This window comes from Pleomorphomonas sp. PLEO (genome assembly GCF_041320595.1).
Classification (GTDB): Bacteria; Pseudomonadota; Alphaproteobacteria; order Rhizobiales; family Pleomorphomonadaceae; genus Pleomorphomonas.
Genome location: NZ_CP166625.1, coordinates 2,540,001 through 2,557,606, shown reverse-complemented (window position 1 = coordinate 2,557,606; position 17,606 = coordinate 2,540,001). Strand labels below are relative to the sequence as shown.

General features: G+C 62.0%; 16 protein-coding genes and 2 rRNA genes (1 of these 18 only partly in view). 11 read left to right on the top strand and 7 right to left on the bottom strand.

What is annotated here, in order from left to right:
* Window positions 1-53: 53 nt before the first annotated feature.
* Entirely contained in the window at window positions 54-707 is a 654-nt protein-coding gene (locus AB6N07_RS11855) for a glutathione S-transferase family protein (protein ID WP_370678000.1), read from the bottom strand.
* An 80-nt stretch (window positions 708-787) separates the two neighbouring features.
* A complete protein-coding gene (locus AB6N07_RS11850) occupies window positions 788-1,261 on the bottom strand; it encodes a tRNA (cytidine(34)-2'-O)-methyltransferase (protein WP_370677999.1) in 474 nt (157 codons plus the stop codon).
* Between the two features lie 343 nt (window positions 1,262-1,604).
* On the opposite strand from AB6N07_RS11850, the gene AB6N07_RS11845 reads away from it, so the two are divergent.
* From AB6N07_RS11845 to AB6N07_RS11830, 4 genes are all read left to right on the top strand, one after another.
* Window positions 1,605-3,485 (top strand): ABC transporter ATP-binding protein, encoded by a 1,881-nt coding sequence (locus AB6N07_RS11845; protein WP_370677998.1) that lies wholly within the window; start codon window positions 1,605-1,607, stop codon window positions 3,483-3,485.
* An 86-nt stretch (window positions 3,486-3,571) separates the two neighbouring features.
* Complete coding sequence (locus AB6N07_RS11840; RefSeq protein ID WP_370677997.1) at window positions 3,572-5,494, top strand: ABC transporter ATP-binding protein; 1,923 nt, start codon at window positions 3,572-3,574, stop codon at window positions 5,492-5,494.
* A 99-nt stretch (window positions 5,495-5,593) separates the two neighbouring features.
* Complete coding sequence (locus AB6N07_RS11835) at window positions 5,594-5,893, top strand: DUF1778 domain-containing protein (protein ID WP_370678228.1); 300 nt, start codon at window positions 5,594-5,596, stop codon at window positions 5,891-5,893.
* A gap of 3 nt (window positions 5,894-5,896) precedes the next feature.
* A complete protein-coding gene (locus AB6N07_RS11830) occupies window positions 5,897-6,406 on the top strand; it encodes a GNAT family N-acetyltransferase (RefSeq protein ID WP_370677996.1) in 510 nt (169 codons plus the stop codon).
* Between the two features lie 78 nt (window positions 6,407-6,484).
* Here AB6N07_RS11830 and AB6N07_RS11825 read toward each other — a convergent pair whose 3' ends face one another.
* A complete protein-coding gene (locus AB6N07_RS11825) occupies window positions 6,485-7,951 on the bottom strand; it encodes a multicopper oxidase family protein (RefSeq protein WP_370677995.1) in 1,467 nt (488 codons plus the stop codon).
* A 74-nt stretch (window positions 7,952-8,025) separates the two neighbouring features.
* Entirely contained in the window at window positions 8,026-8,382 is a 357-nt protein-coding gene (locus AB6N07_RS11820) for a hypothetical protein (RefSeq protein WP_370677994.1), read from the bottom strand.
* Window positions 8,383-8,826: 444 nt separating this feature from the next.
* On the opposite strand from AB6N07_RS11820, the gene petA reads away from it, so the two are divergent.
* The 5 genes from petA to AB6N07_RS11795 all read left to right on the top strand — a co-directional run bounded on the left by petA (window position 8,827) and on the right by AB6N07_RS11795 (window position 13,010).
* On the top strand, window positions 8,827-9,390 hold the full coding sequence (gene petA, locus AB6N07_RS11815) for a ubiquinol-cytochrome c reductase iron-sulfur subunit (RefSeq protein ID WP_370677993.1): 564 nt from the start codon (window positions 8,827-8,829) through the stop codon (window positions 9,388-9,390).
* A 24-nt stretch (window positions 9,391-9,414) separates the two neighbouring features.
* Window positions 9,415-10,680, top strand: a complete 1,266-nt coding sequence (locus tag AB6N07_RS11810; RefSeq protein WP_370677992.1) for a cytochrome bc complex cytochrome b subunit — start codon at window positions 9,415-9,417, stop codon at window positions 10,678-10,680.
* 19 nt (window positions 10,681-10,699) lie between these two features.
* On the top strand, window positions 10,700-11,557 hold the full coding sequence (locus AB6N07_RS11805; protein WP_370677991.1) for a cytochrome c1: 858 nt from the start codon (window positions 10,700-10,702) through the stop codon (window positions 11,555-11,557).
* Between the two features lie 169 nt (window positions 11,558-11,726).
* Complete coding sequence (locus tag AB6N07_RS11800; RefSeq protein WP_370677990.1) at window positions 11,727-12,254, top strand: adenine phosphoribosyltransferase; 528 nt, start codon at window positions 11,727-11,729, stop codon at window positions 12,252-12,254.
* Between the two features lie 66 nt (window positions 12,255-12,320).
* Window positions 12,321-13,010, top strand: a complete 690-nt coding sequence (locus tag AB6N07_RS11795; RefSeq protein ID WP_370677989.1) for a pentapeptide repeat-containing protein — start codon at window positions 12,321-12,323, stop codon at window positions 13,008-13,010.
* A 48-nt stretch (window positions 13,011-13,058) separates the two neighbouring features.
* On the opposite strand, the gene AB6N07_RS11790 is transcribed toward AB6N07_RS11795, so the two are convergent.
* Window positions 13,059-13,793 (bottom strand): Crp/Fnr family transcriptional regulator, encoded by a 735-nt coding sequence (locus tag AB6N07_RS11790; protein WP_370677988.1) that lies wholly within the window; start codon window positions 13,791-13,793, stop codon window positions 13,059-13,061.
* A gap of 144 nt (window positions 13,794-13,937) precedes the next feature.
* Between AB6N07_RS11790 and AB6N07_RS11785 the strand changes: the two genes are divergently transcribed.
* A complete protein-coding gene (locus tag AB6N07_RS11785) occupies window positions 13,938-14,309 on the top strand; it encodes a response regulator (protein ID WP_370677987.1) in 372 nt (123 codons plus the stop codon).
* A 275-nt stretch (window positions 14,310-14,584) separates the two neighbouring features.
* A complete protein-coding gene (locus AB6N07_RS11780) occupies window positions 14,585-15,097 on the top strand; it encodes a GNAT family N-acetyltransferase (RefSeq protein WP_370677986.1) in 513 nt (170 codons plus the stop codon).
* Window positions 15,098-15,254: 157 nt separating this feature from the next.
* Here the strand turns inward: AB6N07_RS11780 and rrf are convergent.
* Window positions 15,255-15,370, bottom strand: a 5S ribosomal RNA gene (rrf, locus tag AB6N07_RS11775).
* A gap of 142 nt (window positions 15,371-15,512) precedes the next feature.
* A 23S ribosomal RNA gene (locus tag AB6N07_RS11770) occupies window positions 15,513-17,606 on the bottom strand (it continues 734 nt past the right edge of the window).

Genomic DNA, 17,606 nt, shown 5'->3' with positions numbered 1-17,606 from the left:
CATACTAGATAACGCGGCACGCATGGGACCGGTTCCGTCCTGTCGCCTCTATCCTATTCGTCGTACTCATAGTGAGCGATCGTCCACGGCTCGGCCCGGCCGGCCTCGACCCATTCGGCATAGGCCGGCAGCGTCCGTACTGCCTCCATATAGGCTTCGGTCTCCGCGTCGACGAGCCAGGAATAAGTGGTAAAGCGGCCGACCACCGGCGCATACATGGCGTCCGCCGCCGAAAACGCGCCATAAAGAAACGGCCCACCTTGGCCAAAACGCTGCCGCGCCTCCTTCCAGAGGGCAAAGATTCGCTTTGCATCCTCCAGCGCCGAGCCGTCGCCGCGCACCTTCCAGGCATACCGTCGGCGCCAGTTGCTGCCGTAGTCGCGCCGAAGATTCTGAAAGCCCGCATGCATCTCGGCCGACGCCGACCGCGCATGTGCCCTCGCCGCCCGGTCGGCCGGCCAGATGCCGAGATCGGGGAACTTCTCGGCAAGATATTCGATGATAGCCAGGCTTTCCCAGACGGTGATGTCGCCATCGACAAGACAAGGCACCTTGCCGGTCGGCGACAGCTTCAGGATGGCCTCCTTCCAGCCGTCGACAAACATCGGCTGTACCGTCTCCTCGAAGGGAATGCCGAAATGCCTGAGCACCAAAAAGGCGCGCTGCGACCAGGACGAATAACCCTTGTTGGCAATGAGGAGCTTCATGTCGTCTCTCCGAAACCGTTAGGACGAGAGGATCGGTCAAAGCCCCACCCTCGTCCAACGCATTTCGATGATACCGGCGATCACGCTTGCTGAAGCTTCGCAAACCCGCCGGTCTGCCTGAGAGCCTCGCCCATGATCATGGCCGCCGACAGCGCCATGTTGATCGACCGCGTCCCTGGCCGCATCGGAATGATGATCCGGCCATCAGCGCGCTCGTGCACTGCTTCGGGCACACCGGCCGACTCCCGCCCCATCAGGATGATGTCGTCCTCGCGGAAGGCGAACTCGGCATAGGGAACCGAGCCCTTGGTGGTCGCCAGCACCAGACGACGCCCCGCCGCCGCCGCGAAGGTCGAAAAGTCAGCCCAGCCGACATGCCGGACCACCGTCGCCAGTTCGATATAATCCATGCCGGCCCGCTTGAGGTTGCGGTCAGTGATGTCGAAGCCGGCGGGACCGATGACGTGCAGCGTCGTGCCGAGGCAGGCGGCGAGCCGGATCAGTGTCCCGGTGTTCTGGGCGATGTCCGGCTGATAGAGGGCAAGGTCGATCATCAACGTTTCCGATGGATTTCGATCGATTGATGTGATGGAGAGTGGCTTTTCTGCCACCCTTGTTGAATCGTCTTATTGCGCGGGCATCCGAGCGGTTGCGCTGGGAATCCCTTCTGCTACCTTGCCGTCGCTCCAGTCACAAGGAGGAGCTTCGAATGGTGGTTCTCTTCAGATAATTCTGACTCGGTCGGGCCGATTTTGACGGCTCGCATGTCCGAGGTCAGTTTTGGACCGCGCTGCGTCGCGCGCGCCGTCCCGAACCCCTTCGCTCGTCATTTCCACCCCTAGCACGTCCGCCACGGTCATTCCGGCCGCTGGTTCACCGCCTTCATTCGGTGCTGTCATGTTTGCCTTCTTTGAACGCCTTATCGACCCCTACGCCAAGGGGCCGGGTGGTCAACCACCCGACCGCCTCATTCCCTTCTATTGGCATTATCTGCGGCAGGTCTGGCCGAGCTTTGCCGCCGTCATGGTGGTGGGTTTCTTTGTGGCGCTGATCGAGGTGTCGATCTTCCGCTACATCGGCAACATCGTCGACTATCTCGGCGCCACCCCGCCCGGCGAGGTGATGGCCCGCCACGGCTGGGAGTTTGCCGGCATGGCGGCCGTGATCCTGATCGCCCGGCCGGTGTTCCAGGCCCTGCATGATCTGTTGATCCACCAGACCATCGCGCCCGGTGTCACCAACCTGATCCGTTGGCAGAACCACCGCTATGTGCTTCGCCAGTCGATCGCCTTCTTCAACAACGACTTCGCCGGCCGCGTCGCCAACAAGATCATCCAGACCGGCCCGTCCTTGCGTGAATCGACCACGCAGGCGGCCGACGCCCTGTGGTTCGTGCTGATCTACACGGTGTCGGCGCTGGTGCTGTTCGCCGAGGCGGACATCCGTCTGGTGGTGCCGCTGGTCATCTGGATCGGATTCTACCTGTTGGTGCTCCGGCGCTTCATCCCGCGCATCGCCAGGAAGTCTGAGGAGATGTCGGAAGCGCGTTCGCTGCTCACCGGCCGCGTCGTCGACAGCTACACCAACGTCCACACGGTGAAGCTGTTCGCCCATGCCGAGCGCGAGGACGACTTCGCCCGCGAGGCGCTCGAAGACCACACCTCGGTGTTCTACGCCCAGCAGCGGTTGATCACCGGCATGACCATGTCGCTGACCACCATCAACAGCCTGCTGATGGTCATCACCGGCGTCCTGGCGGTCTGGCTGTTCACCCAAGGGGCGGTCACCACCGGCGCCATCGCCCTGATCGGCGGCCTGATCGTCCGCATCATCAACATGTCCGGCTGGATCATGTGGGAGCTGACGGGCATTTTCGAGAATATCGGCACGGTGCAGGATGGCATCACCACCATCTCGAAGCCGCAGACGGTGGTTGACCGCAAGGACGCAAAGCCGCTCGTGGTCAGCGGCGGTGGCATCGCGTTCGACCGCACGACCTTCCACTACGGCAAGGCCAAGGGCGCGCTCGACGGCGTCAGCCTGACCATCGCGCCGGGTGAGAAGATCGGCCTCGTCGGTCCGTCGGGTGCCGGCAAGTCGACGCTGGTCAACGTGCTTCTGCGCCTCTACGACCTGCAAGGCGGTGCTATCCGCATCGACGGGCAGGACATCGCCATCGTCACGCAGAACTCGTTGCGCGCGGCCATCGGTGTGGTGACGCAGGACACCTCTCTGCTGCATCGGTCGATCCGCGACAACATCAAGTACGGTCGACCCGACGCAACCGACGAGGAGATGCTGGCAGCGGCCCGCATGGCACACGCCGACGGCTTCATCCCCGACCTCGTCGACAACCGGGGCCGCGCCGCCTTCGATGCCCATGTCGGCGAACGCGGCGTCAAGCTGTCGGGTGGCCAGCGCCAGCGTATCGCCATCGCCCGCGTTCTCCTGAAGAACGCGCCGATCCTCGTTCTCGATGAGGCGACGTCGGCGCTCGATTCAGACGTCGAAGCTGCCATCCAGGACAGCCTCGGCGCGCTGATGGAGGGCAAGACGGTGATCGCCATCGCTCATCGCCTCTCCACCATCGCCCGCATGGACCGGCTGGTGGTGATGGACGGCGGCCGCATCGTCGAGACCGGCAGCCACGCCGAACTCGTCGCTAAAGGCGGCCTCTACGCCGGCCTATGGAACCGCCAGACCGGCGGCTTCCTGGTCGACGAGGACGAAGCCGCGGCACGAAAGGTCGCAGACTTTTCGGAAATAGCGGACGCCTGACAGCAAACCGGCGGCATCACGAGAAATTTCTCGGGATGTCGCCGGTTCTCCCTTGCGTACCCCGGCGATACGGCCACATTCGGGGCATGTCATCGCTTCTCTCGCCCCTTGCCCGCCTGTTCGCCTGGTTCGAGAGCCGGATTGATCCGTTCAAGCCGACGTCGGGCCTGCATCCGCTGACGCCGCCCACCACCAAGTGGCGCATCCTGCGCTTCTTCCTGGGCGAAACCGGCTGGCCGATGGCGGTCATGGCGGCGCTGACCCTTCTCCTGTCGCTGATCGAGGTGGTGCTGCCGATCTCCATCGGCAAGCTGATCGACGCCGTAACGACGGCCGACCAGACCGGTGCCCGTGTCATCGACTGGCAGATCGTCATTTTCTTTATTCTGCTGCTCATGGTCGCCCGGCCGGTGGTCAGCTTTCTCGCCCAGCTCGTCCGCAACCAGGTGCTGTCGCGCAACATCGGCACCCTCGTCCGCTGGCGCACCCATGAATTCGTCGCCCGTGCCGACATTTCCTTCTTCCAGAACGACTTTGTTGGCCGCATCGCCACCAAGGTGACGCAGACCGGCCAGGCGATCCGCTCGCTGATCCGTCTGTTCGCCGACCAGTTGTTATACGTCGCGCTCTACATGGTCGGCGTCATCGGCTACCTGCTCGTCAAGCATCCGCTGTTCGCCGCGCCGATCATCGTCTGGACGATCGCCTACGCCATCCTCGTCTACGCCTACGTGCCGCGAAGCCGGGCCGCCGCCCGCGAAGTGGCCGACACCGCCTCCGTCTTCTCCGGGCGCCTTGTCGACGGCTATTCAAACTACCTGACGGTTCGCCTGTTCACCGCCTCGACGCGCGAGGACGCCTATGTGCGCGAGGCGCTCGAATCCGGCGTAACGGCTACCGGCAAACAGATGCGGCTGCTGACCAGCCTCTCCAGCCTGCTGACCTTGCTGAATGGTCTTCTCCTGGCCACCAGCGGCCTTGCCGGTGTGCTGCTGTGGAGCCACGGTCTGGCAACGCCCGGCGATATCGCCTCGGTGATTGCCATGACGCTGCAGATCCAGCAGCTGTCGCGCCTTGCCACCATGAGCCTGTCCGATGTGTTCGAAAGCGTCGGCACGCTGGATGACACGGTGCGCTCGCTGTCGCGGCCGCAGCTGATGACAGACAGGCCGGACGCCAGGCCGCTTGCCGTCAGCGGCGGTGGCGTCGACATCGATCATGTCAACTTCAGCTACGGCGCGGGGCGCGACGCCCGTCTGGCGATCGGCGATTTGACGCTAAACATCGCGCCGGGCGAGCGCATCGGTTTGGTCGGCCGTTCGGGTGCCGGCAAATCGACCCTGGTCAGCCTGCTGTTGCGCCTCTACGACCTCAACAAGGGCGCGATCCGCATCGACGGGCAGGACATCGCCGCCGTCACGCAGAACTCGCTGCGCGCGGCGGTCGGCGTCGTCACGCAGGATACCTCCCTCCTGCACCGGTCGATCCGCGACAACATCAAATACGGCCGCCCCGAAGCGAGCGACGAGGAGATGGCCGCCGCCGCCCGCATGGCGCACGCCGACGAGTTCATCCCCCAGTTGATCGACAACAAGGGCCGGACAGGCTTCGACGCCTATGTCGGCGAGCGCGGCGTCAAGCTCTCCGGCGGCCAGCGCCAGCGCATCGCCATCGCCCGCGTGCTGCTGAAGAACGCGCCGATCCTCGTCCTCGACGAGGCGACGTCAGCGCTCGACTCGGATATCGAGGCGGCGATCCAGGACAGCCTCGGCATCCTGATGGAAGGCAAGACCGTCATCGCCATCGCCCATCGGCTCTCCACCATCGCCCGCATGGATAGGCTGGTGGTCATGGACGGCGGCCGGATCGTCGAGACCGGCAGCCATGACGAACTGGTTGCGAAGGGTGGCGTCTACGCCGGCCTGTGGAGCCGTCAGACCGGCGGCTTCCTCAACCTCGAAGATGACGAACCAGCCCCTGAAAAAGAACCGGTTGCCAACGAGCTTTAGTGCGTCGCCCGCATGCTGGTCGTCAGGCGCTCGATTGATGTGGTTGTATTGCAATTTGCGCTACGCTCGCTATCTTGTGGCCAAGCAAGGAGAGCAACCATGTCAGATGCAGCCAAGCGGAAGGACTATCCGGTATCGATGCGGCTCCCCGAAGCGGATCTCGCCATTATCGACCGCGCCGCAAGGCTGCGCGGCCGGTCGAGAACCGACTTCGTGCGAGAAGCCGCTATGCAGGCGGCGGAAGAAGTTGTGCTCCAAACACTCCCGATCCGCATGAGCCCGGAAGGCTTTCAGGCGTTTATGGACGTGCTTTCGGAGCCAGCCCAGCCGGTCTCCGCAATGGTCGAAGCTCTGAAGCGTCCGGCGCCTTGGGAGATCTCTGGGAGCGACGAGCGCTGACCAATGCTCCTTTCGGCACCCCAGCCACTAACAGCCGAGCACGATGTTTCCGCCTTCGCCTGCGGCAAGCCTGCTCTCGATAACTGGCTCAAGACGCGCGCACTAGCCAACCAACAGAAAGGTTTTACCGCCGTTATCGTTGTTCACGATGCGGGTCGGGTGGTCGGTTATTATGGTCTCGCCCCTACCGCTGTGATGCCGGCTGTCATGCCCCGATCGATCCGCACCGGTCAGCCACCCGACCCCATTCCGTGCTTGCTCCTAGGACAGTTGGCAACCGATACCACCTATGCCGGCCAAGGCATTGGAACGGGTTTGTTCAAACATGCCCTGACGCGTTGTTTGGCCGCCGCGAGCTTGATCGGAGGCCGTGCTCTGGTGGTCAACGCCATCGACGACGAGGCAGCGGCCTTCTGGCGTAGACGTGGCTTCTTGCCCTCCAAAGACGATGCGTTGACCCTGTTCCGATCGATGGCCGACATCGCCGCTTCCCAGCGATCCGCTGAGGGGTAAATGCTTCGGCGAAATCCCTCGCGGCCCGGGCGCAAGGCAAGCAATTGCCCTGCGCCACCAACCGTTACCGGTCTACCGTCACACGCCTTCATAGGCGAAGGTCGCCATCATGCCCGCCGCCATGTGGTAGAGATGATGGCAATGGAACGCCCAGAGGCCTGGATTTGCCGCGTCGATGGCAATGGTCACCGTCCGTCCTGGCGGCACGAGAACGGTGTCGCGGACCGCGCCGGCAAAACGCGCCCCGCCGTCAAGCCCGACCACCTGGAAATGGTGGCCATGCAGATGCATGGGATGGGCCATCATCGAGGCGTTTCGCATCTCGATTTCTACCCGCTGGCCCTTTTTGACCTTGATCGCCTCGGCGCCGGGCATTGCCCAGCTATAACTTGCCATGTCGCCAACTAGGTCAATGGCATAGCGAACATCGGCGGGCCGAGCGGCCTGCGGCGTGACGGCACGCAGGCCGACCTCGTAGGCGATATCGAGCACCGGTCCCGTCGTTTCTCCAACCGGCGACAGCCGTGGCACGACAGATCCAGCGGTGGCAATGACGATGCCGGTCCGCTGCGGACCGCCTTCGCGCAAAGCCAGGACGGGGAAGGCACCGCCTTCAGCGGGAACGCGGAGGCGAATGTCCAGCCGCTGCCCCATGGTCATCGGGAAGCGATTGCCCTCCACCGGCTGCACCGGCTGGCCGTCAACGGCCACCACCGTTCCCTTGAGAGACCCGAGATCCAGCGTGAAGGCCGTCGCCGTCGCGCCGTTGATGATGCGTAGGCGAACGTTTCCCCCCTTCTCGACCTTGACCAGCTCCGGATCGTCCAGCGTTCGGTCGTTGGCGAGATAGGCATCATACTCGATGTCGTTGAGGTCCATGGCCATCCCGGGCATGGCGCCCATGTCCATCCCCCCGTGATCCATACCGGACATGCCCTGCATCGACATACCGGGCATCGACGCCATGTCATGGCCCATGCCGCCCATGCCCGACATGGCGGCGTGACCTCCCGAAGAATTTCCCTTCAGTTTGGCAAGCAGTTCCGCCGCTGGCGTGAACGAGAAATCATGGAGCAGCACCACGACCTCCTGCTCGTCGGCCGACTTCTCCTCCGGGCGCCGTACGATCAGAGGTGCCGCCAGCAGATTTTGCTCCTGGAGGGTATGGGCATGCATCCAATGCGTGCCGCCGCTGCCGACCGGGAAGCGGAAGGACCGGGTCTCACCGGCCTTGATCAACGGCTTCGGCGCATCAGCCACCCCATCCTGCTCCCAGGGCGGCGTTAGGCCGTGCCAGTGGATGATGGTGTCTTCGCCAAGCGTGTTGGCGAGCGCCACGTCGAAATCGGTGCCGGCGTCGAAAACAAGGCCCGGCTTTCCGTCGGGTCCGGTCAGCGAATAGACGGTGGCGGCCCGGCCGTTCACGTCAAGGGTCCTCGTTCCCAAAGTAAGGGTTTGCGACGACGCGGCAAAGGCGCGGACAGCCGGCAAAGAAAGGAATGCGGCACCGCCGAGGGCGGTCTTGAGAAGCGTTCTGCGGTTCATGATCGATCCATATGGCGCAGCGGCCGACGGCACGCTGTTCGCCGAAAGCGAGAGTTCGTGTGAAAGCGAAACGATCAGGCGAACGGTCTGGGAGGATCGAGGGGCGGCGAGACGTCGCGCCCCGTCAGAAGGGCAGTCCCCGGCGAAAGATTGAGTTTGGCCGCCGACATCGGCGTCAAGAGGGACCACGCCGCCGGCAGACCGGCAAAGACGCAAGTTGCCCCCAGGCAGCAGTGCATCTTGCCGCAACCACCGGCATCGTGCTTTTCCGATTGGCCTCGCGACATCATCGCCGGATCACAGCCGTCGGCGTCCTGATGCGCTGATAAAGCGTCCCCCATGCCCATGCCGCCGGCATAAGCGCGCGGTCCCGGCCCGAGAGCCAGGAGCAGGGCAAATGCGGCAATGAGCATCACGACGGAGCGTATCAAGGGCATCGACCCAGGGTGAACGTCCAAGATGGCGACTATGTGGTTCGCTAGCCGCTTTGGTCAAGGTGCGCTTCACCGACCAATCGCCGGGTAACCCGCCTTACTGCCGCCCGGTGCCGAGGGGCAAACCCAGCCTAAACGAAGCGGATTGCAAGCGCGCTGTAGGACGCCGGTAACGGCGCCCGATCTTTTTGGAACAAATCCAAAAATCAGACCAAAAACTCAAGCGGACCAACTGGACAACGCTTGGCGTTGATGCATAAAGGGGGCCGGAGAGGCATCCGTAGCAAGGCTTAGTCACGCCCGCGCCGGAAGCCGGGCAAGTTATTGAAACCCTTTTCTTCAATCTTGCATCGACCGCCACGGACGGGGTGGCGCCGGTGAGGATGGTGAAGCGGTCGTCCGCCGATCGGCGGCGGCCGTCCCGCGCGAAAGGAAGCGATCTTGGCTGAGAGTGACACACCGGCAGAACCAACCCGCCGCGATTTCCTCCTGCATGCCGCCGGTGCTTTCGGCGTGGTCGGCGTCGCCGCGGCGGCCTGGCCATTCATCGACCAGATGAACCCCGACGCTTCCACCCGCGCCCTGGCGTCGGTCGAGGTCGACATCTCCGGCGTTCAGCCTGGGCAGGCGGTGACCATCATGTGGCGCGGCAAGCCGGTGGTGATCCGCAACCGCACCGAGAAGGAAATCGAGGAGGGCAAGGCGGTCAAGCTCGAGGATCTCAAGGATCCGCTTGCCCGCAACGCCAATGGCGATGCCGAAGCCGAAGCCACCGATGCCAACCGCGCCGCGGCCGGCAAGGAGAACATCCTCGTCATGACCAAGGTCTGCACCCATCTCGGCTGCATTCCGCTCGACGAGTCCGGCGAATTCGGCGGCTGGTTCTGTCCCTGCCACGGCTCGCAGTATGATACGGCTGGCCGCATCCGTAAGGGTCCGGCGCCGGAAAACCTGCCGATCCCGCCCTACGCTTTCCTTTCCGACACCAAGATCCGCATCGGCTGATCGCCCTTCCCGACGAGGTAATCCATGTCCGGTCATTCGACCTATGTCCCGAGGACGGCCATCGGGAAGTGGTTTGAGGCGCGCCTTCCCATCGTTCGCCTCCTGCACGACACCGCCGTTTCCTACCCGACCCCGCGCAATCTCAACGCTCTGTGGACCTTCGGCGGCATCCTCGCGATGATGCTGGTGGTGCAGATCGTCACCGGTATCGTGCTGGCCATGCACTATGCCGCCGACAGCCACGTTGCCTTCCGCTCCGTCGAAAGCATCATGCGCGACGTCAACTGGGGCTGGCTGATCCGCTATCTCCACGCCAACGGCGCGTCGATGTTCTTCATCGCCGTCTACATCCACATCTTCCGCGGCCTCTACTACGGCTCCTACAAGGCGCCGCGCGAGATCCTGTGGATCCTCGGTGTGATCATCTACCTGCTGATGATGGCCGCCGCCTTCATGGGCTACGTGCTGCCCTGGGGCCAGATGTCCTTCTGGGGAGCCACCGTCATCACCAACTTCTTCACCGCCCTGCCGATCGTCGGTCAGCCGATCCAGACGCTGTTGATCGGCGGTTTCTCGGTCGACAACGCCACGCTCAACCGCTTCTTCTCGCTGCACTACCTCCTGCCGTTCCTGATCGCCGGCGTCGTGGTGCTGCACGTCTGGGCGCTGCATGTGGTCGGCCAGAACAATCCGCTCGGCGTCGACGTTAAGAGCGACAAGGACACCTTGCCGTTCACGCCCTACGCCACGTCGAAGGACGTGCTGTGGATCGTGCTGTTCATGATCTTCTACGGCTGGTTCGTCTTCTATCAGCCGAACTTCCTCGGTCACCCCGACAACTACATCGAGGCGAACCCGCTGGCGACGCCGGCCCACATCGTGCCGGAATGGTATTTCCTGCCGTTCTACGCCATCCTCCGGGCCATCGACTTCAACCTCGGACCGATCGACTCCAAGCTCGGCGGCGTGCTCGCCATGTTCGGCGCCATCGCCGTGCTGGCCTTCCTGCCCTGGCTCGATACGTCCAAGGTGCGTTCGGGCCGTTTCCGGCCGATCTTCAAGGTCGCCTTCTGGCTGTTCGGTCTCAACGCGCTGTTCCTGGGCTATCTCGGCTCGGTGAAGACCGACGACATCATCATGGGTGCACAGGCCGTGGTGTGGGCGAAGCTCAGCACGCTCTACTACTTCCTGTACTTCCTGGTGATCCTGCCGCTGCTCGGCTACATCGAGAAGCCGCTGCCGCTGCCGGTGTCGATCAACGACGCGATCCTGGCGAAATCGGCTCACTGACGCCCGACGGAGAGATATCATGACTGCCAAGATGATCCGTTGGGCCGCCGCCGCTTTCGCCGTCGGCATCGCCCTCACCTCTTCGATCGCCGTCGCCCAGGAAGCGGCGGTGGAATATCCGCTGGTCAAGCCCGCCCGCCATGAATGGTCGTTTGCCGGCATCTTCGGCCACTACGACCAGGCACAGCTCCAGCGCGGCTACCAAGTCTACAAGGAGGTCTGCTCAGCCTGCCACTCGATGAAGCTCGTCAAGTTCCGCAACCTCAGTGATGAGGGCGGGCCGGGCTTTTCCGAGGACGCGGTCAAGGTGCTCGCCTCAACTTACTCCATCGAGGACGGCCCCAACGACGCCGGCGACATGTTCGAGCGGCCGCGCCTGCCGTCCGATCCCTTCCCCTCGCCGTTTGCCAACGATAACGCGGCGCGGGCTGCCAACGGCGGCGCCCTGCCACCCGACATGTCGCTGCTCGCCAAGGCACGCGCCGTGCACCGTGGCTTCCCCTGGTTCGTCTTCGACGCTTTCTGGCCCTATCAGGAACAGGGACCGGACTACATCGCCTCGCTGATCACCGGTTACCAGGACCCGCCGGAAGGCGTGACGGTGCCCGAAGGTACCTATTACAACCCGCACTTCATCAACGGCATCTCGCTGCGCATGCCGCCGCCGATCGACAATGACGTTGTCCAGTATTCCGACGGCACGCCGCAGACCAAGGAACAGTATGCCGAGGACGTGTCGGCCTTCCTGATGTGGGCGGCCGAGCCGCATCTCGACGCCCGCAAGGCGCTAGGCTTCAAGGTGATGCTGTTCCTGATCGTCTTCGCCGGTATCCTCTATTTCGTGAAGCGGCAGGTCTGGCGCGGCATCGCCCACTGATCCTCTCACGTCGAGCGCTTCGTAAAAGGGCCCCTCCGGGCCCTTTTTCATGTCCGGCCCTCCGATCGATAGCCGGAAAACAGGACTGGCGTGGGATAGCGGGCCGAAACGGTTGCGGCCGGGGGGCGAGCCGTCTAGAACGGGCCGTAACTTCTCAGGAAGCCCTCCCATGAATCTGGCCGACACCATTCGCGCGATCCCCGACTATCCCAAGCCGGGCATCATCTTCCGCGACATCACCACCCTCTTGGGCAATGCCCGCGCCTTCCGCCGCACCGTCGACGAGCTGGTGCAGCCCTGGGCCGGCGGCAAGATTGACAAGGTGGCCGGCATCGAAGCCCGCGGCTTCATTATCGGCGGCGCCGTCGCCCACCAGCTCAGCGCCGGCTTCGTGCCGATCCGCAAGAAGGGCAAGCTGCCGTACGATACCGTGTCGATGGTCTACAGCCTCGAATATGGCGTCGACGAGATCGAGATGCACAAGGACGCCATCCTGCCCGGCGAGCGCGTTCTCCTGGTCGACGACCTGATCGCCACCGGTGGCACGGCGACCGCCGCCGCCACCCTGATCCGCCAGATGGGCGGCGAACTCGAGGCGGCCTGCTTCATCGTCGACCTGCCGGGGCTTGGCGGCGCCGACAAGCTCAGGGCGCTGAACGTCAACGTTCGCACGCTGATCGCCTTCGAAGGCGAATAACGCGGGAGCCGCTTTGGCGGCCCCTCCCCTGAGGTTCCTCGGTAACGGCGCGAGGCCGATCGCTTCATGACCGATCTGCAGACCATCGATCTCACGGGTTCGGCCGTCGACCAGCCCAGCCTCAACAAGCTGCTTGCCGCCGGCGCAGCGCGTCGCCTCGTCGGGGCCGACCTCAGCGGTCTTGTCTTCGGCGAGGTCGATCTCAGCGGCTGGCAGTTCGAGACTTGCATCCTCGGCCATTGCAAGCTGGTCCGCACCCGGCTCGCCGATAGCAGCTGGGCCAACTGCAAGGCGGCCTTCGCCGACTTCAGCCGGGCCGACCTCATCGACGCGGAGATCATCGCGTCGGACTTCAACAATGCCACGTTCCGCCAGACGATCCTGACCTCCGCCGCCTTCCGGCGCTGCAAGCTGACCGGCGCCGACTTTACCGACGCCCGCACCGTCGACTTGACGTTTGAAGAGGTGTTGGCGGTCGATGCGCGCCTGCCGAAAGTGTCCTTTCGCGATCAGAAACTGACGCAGGTCGACCTTTCGGGTGCCTTGCTGGAAGGCGCCGACTTCCGGGGCGTGGTGTTCGAGGAATGCAGCCTGCGCGACGCGCAGCTCATCCGCGCCCGCTTCGAAGGCGCCGACTTGCGGGGCGCCGATCTCGGCGGCATCCGGCTTGGCGACGCGGCGCATTTCCGCGGCGCCATCATCTCCCGCGCCCAGGCGACATCGCTCCTGAAGGAGCTTGGCCTCAGGGTGCTCTGATCCCGACAAGCCGGATCGAGCCCGTCCGCGCCCCAAACAAACAGAAGCTCATGGCTCCGGGTAAACGCCTTTCAGCACGGTGTTGAAATGGCCGCGGACCACGTCATTGCAGTCGCAGGCCATCGCCGACAGATTGGCGTGATCGAGGACCGTGAGGCGTCCGCGCTGCGTATCCACCACCCCTTCAGCCTTGAAGTGCCCGATGACGCGTGTCGTGTAGCTGCGGCCGACCCCGAGCATTCCGGCCAATTGATCCTGGGTCAGCGTCAGTTCGTCCGACCCGGTACGCTCGCTGGCGGCGACCAGCCAGCGGGCCGCCCGCTGCTGGATCGAATGGGAGGCGTTGCAGGCACTCGCCTGGAACACTTGGGCCAGGAGACAGTCGGCATAGCGGTTGAAAAGGGAGTCGATGGCCGGTTCCTCGGCCTTCAGAGCGTCGAGTTCATTCAGGGATATGCGGGCGAAGGTCCCGCCGAACAGCACCACGGCCAAGGCAAAGGCCGGCAGATGGCCATGGCTGACGATGCCGCCGATGGCGCCCTCTCTGCCGATGAGCGCGGTTTCCACCTCTCGCCCGTCACCGAAGGTCACCCGGTAGGAGGCCATGGCCTTGTCGATCGGGAAATAGGCCCACTCGACCCGGTTTCCCGGCGTTTGCATCGCCCGGCCGACGGCGCCGGTCCATGACTGAAGACGGGCGACCAGAAGTTCCCATTCGCGAGGACGCAACGCATCGATGAGATTGTTGCCGGTCTTGCCCTCAGATGTCGAAATCGTTGCCATAAATTTTCCTAGAGAGGTAAAAATTCACGGAAGTTCTTCTCGCTATGTTCAATTTTGGACATACAGAAGCGAGCCGAGCCATTAATATCCTTAATCCCAAAGCAAAAACTATTTCAAGCGACCATGAAGATCGCGAGGTGATACATGACTGGCGACAAGCGAATTCTCATCCTGGAGGATGAGCCGCTGATTGCCATGGATCTCGAGGATCTGCTGGTTGCCAACGGATATACGGTCGTCGGGCCGTACTCGGCTGCGCCCGAAGCTCTCGGCAGTCTCGATCAGTTGAAACCTCATGCGGCCTTACTCGACGTCTACCTGTTCAACGGGCTGTCGTTCGAGGTGGCGCGTGAACTGAAGCGGCGAAATATCCCCTTCGCGTTCATGACGGGTTTGGTCGTGTCGGACCTGTTGCCGGCCGATCTCGCGGGCGCGCGGGTGATCCTCAAGCCCTATAACGAGAAAGAGCTGCTATCCTTCGTGGCGAGCGAGCAGCCCGCCAGGATGAACGAATAATACCAAGATGCATTGAAAATGCCTCTTGGTATTCTGCTTGCCGATTTCTCATGCCCCTGATGCAAATGAGAAATCGGCAATGACGTCAATGAGCGGATGCGTCAGTATCTTCGAGAATTGGTATATGGGTTTGCCATGTGAAGTGGATGAGCCCGCCAGTTCATAAGAAAGTCTGGCTCGTCGCTGGAAACGCCGTGTCTTAGTTTTGTCCGGCGTCATCGTCAGCCCTCAAAGGCTGACGTCCCGCGCGTTGCAAATTGAGGCCGCGTCCTATTGTGCAATCCGAGACCGCTCTTCCGCCCAATCGCGTTAGTCTGCGCCCCTGCACGACCTTGGACATACCCGGCCTTATGGAGGGATTGAACGACTGGCAAGTTGCTCAGTGGTTGCCGAGGGTACCTTTCCCCTACACGGAGGCGGATGCCCGCGCGTTCGTTGCCAGCTCAGCCCAAACAAGCCCTCCCGACGCCTTTGCCATCGTGCATCAGGCGGGAGGGGAGTTCGCCGGCATTGTGGGGCTGGCGAGAAGCGGGGCTATTGGCGAGCTCGGCTATTGGCTGCTTCCTCGCTGTCAGCATCGTGGGTTGATGTCGGAAGCGCTTAGGTTGCTGATCGAGCATCACTGCGGCTCGCTCCGATCGCTCTTTGCCACTGTCGACCCAGGCAACACCGCGTGTCTCGCTCTCCTTGCCCGGAGCGGCTTTCACCTGACCGGCGAGCACATTCGAGCGACGGCAAACCGTCAGGGTAATATCGTGGTGCTTGGGTATCAGAAAGACCTCGGGTAGTAGGCGGCGGAACGCTGACCGTGCTCACCGTGTCGTGTCCCTGGTATGCAGACACAACAAAGCCCTCACAGATTTCTCTGTGAGGGCTTTGTTTGATCGTTTGTGCTGAGTGAAGAGATTGTTATCGTGTGATGTTTGTTTGTCTTGCCCTTTGCAGGCCTGGCAGCGACCTACTCTCCCGCGTCTTAAGACGGAGTACCATTGGCGCTGGGGAGTTTCACGGCCGAGTTCGGGATGGGATCGGGTGCATTTCTCCCCGCCATGACCACCAGGCCGGCGAAGGGCAAGAGCTCATGGCTAGCTTTGAGGGCTGGTCATGAGCGAACGTATGGTCTTTGGCGGCTTATGAGGGCCGGATCGTGTTTTGTATTTCGTGTCCTTGTTTCATCCTTGAGGATGGACAGGGATAATGAGAGCGATAAAGCCGATCGAGCTATTAGTACCGGTAAGCTTCACGCATTGCTGCGCTTCCACACCCGGCCTATCAACGTGGTGGTCTACCACGGCTCTGATAGGGAGCACTAGTTTTGAGGTTCGTTTCCCGCTTAGATGCTTTCAGCGGTTATCGAGTCCACACTTAGCTACCCTGCAATGCGGCTGGCGCCACAACAGGTCCACCAGAGGTATGTCCATCCCGGTCCTCTCGTACTAGGGACAGATCCTCTCAATACTCCTACACCCACGGCAGATAGGGACCGAACTGTCTCACGACGTTCTGAACCCAACTCACGTACCACTTTAATCGGCGAACAGCCGAACCCTTGGGACCTTCTCCAGCCCCAGGATGTGATGAGTCGACATCGAGGTGCCAAACGATGCCGTCGATATGGACTCTTGGGCATCATCAGCCTGTTATCCCCGGCGTACCTTTTATCCGTTGAGCGATGGCCCGTCCACGAGGGACCACCGGATCACTATGGCCGTCTTTCGACTCTGCTCGACGTGTCAGTCTCGCAGTCAGGCAGGCTTATGCCATTGCACTCGTCGACCGATTTCCGACCGGTCTGAGCCTACCTTCGCGCGCCTCCGTTACTCTTTGGGAGGCGACCGCCCCAGTCAAACTACCCACCACACACTGTCCCGGACCCGGATGACGGGCCGCGGTTAGACAGTCATGACGATAAGGGTGGTATTTCAAGGATGGCTCCATCTGAGCTAGCGCCCAAACTTCATAGCCTACCACCTATCCTACACATGCCGACACGAATGCCAGTGTGAAGCTATAGTAAAGGTGCACGGGGTCTTTCCGTCTGACCGCAGGAACCCCGCATCTTCACGGGGAATTCAATTTCACTGAGCCTGTGCTGGAGACAGCGGGGAAGTCGTTACGCCATTCGTGCAGGTCGGAACTTACCCGACAAGGAATTTCGCTACCTTAGGACCGTTATAGTTACGGCCGCCGTTTACCGGGGCTTCAATTCGGAGCTTGCACCCCTCCTCTTAACCTTCCGGCACCGGGCAGGCGTCAGACCCTATACGTCGCCTTATGGCTTCGCAGAGCCCTGTGTTTTTGTTAAACAGTCGCCACCCCCTAGTCTGTGCCCCCCGATTATGGTTGCCCACAACCGGGGCCTCCTTCTCCCGAAGTTACGGAGGCAATTTGCCGAGTTCCTTCAGCACAATTCGCTCAACGCCTTGGTATACTCTACCAGTCCACCTGTGTCGGTTTGGGGTACGGTCTGATGCAGGGGCTATTTCCTGGAACGCTGAGACAGCAAAGCCAATCCGATAAGGCCTTACGATCCTTCACATCCGTCACCACCTGCTGGCTGAGGAATATTTACCTCATTCCCATCGACTACGCCTTTCGGCCTCGCCTTAGGGACCGGCTAACCCTGCGAAGACTAGCTTTACGCAGGAACCCTTGGACTTTCGGCGAGGGTGATTCTCACACCCTTAGCGTTACTCATGTCAGCATTCTCACTTCCGATACCTCCAGAGGTCCTCACAGATCCTCCTTCACAGGCCTACGGAACGCTCCGCTACCGCTTGCACAAGTGCAAACCCATAGTTTCGGTGCACGGCTTGAGCCCCGTTACATTGTCCGCGCAGGAACCCTTGACTAGACCAGTGAGCTGTTACGCTTTCTTTAAATGATGGCTGCTTCTAAGCCAACATCCTGGTTGTTTTGGGATTCCCACATCGTTTCACACTTAGCCGTGACTTCGGGACCTTAACTGATGGTCAGGGTTGTTTCCCTTTTCACGACGGACGTTAGCACCCGCCGTGTGTCTGCCGGATAGTACTCTCGGGTATTCGGAGTTTGCTTAAGATCGGTAAGTCTGTAGGACCCCCTTGCCTATGCAGTGCTCTACCCCCCGAGGTATTCGTCCGACGCTCTACCTAAATAGATTTCGCGGAGAACCAGCTATTTCGAGGTTTGATTGGCCTTTCACCCCTAGTCACAAGTCATCCCCGACTTTTTCAACAGGCGTGGGTTCGGTCCTCCAGTGCGTGTTACCGCACCTTCAACCTGCTCATGACTAGATCACCTCGTTTCGGGTCTAAT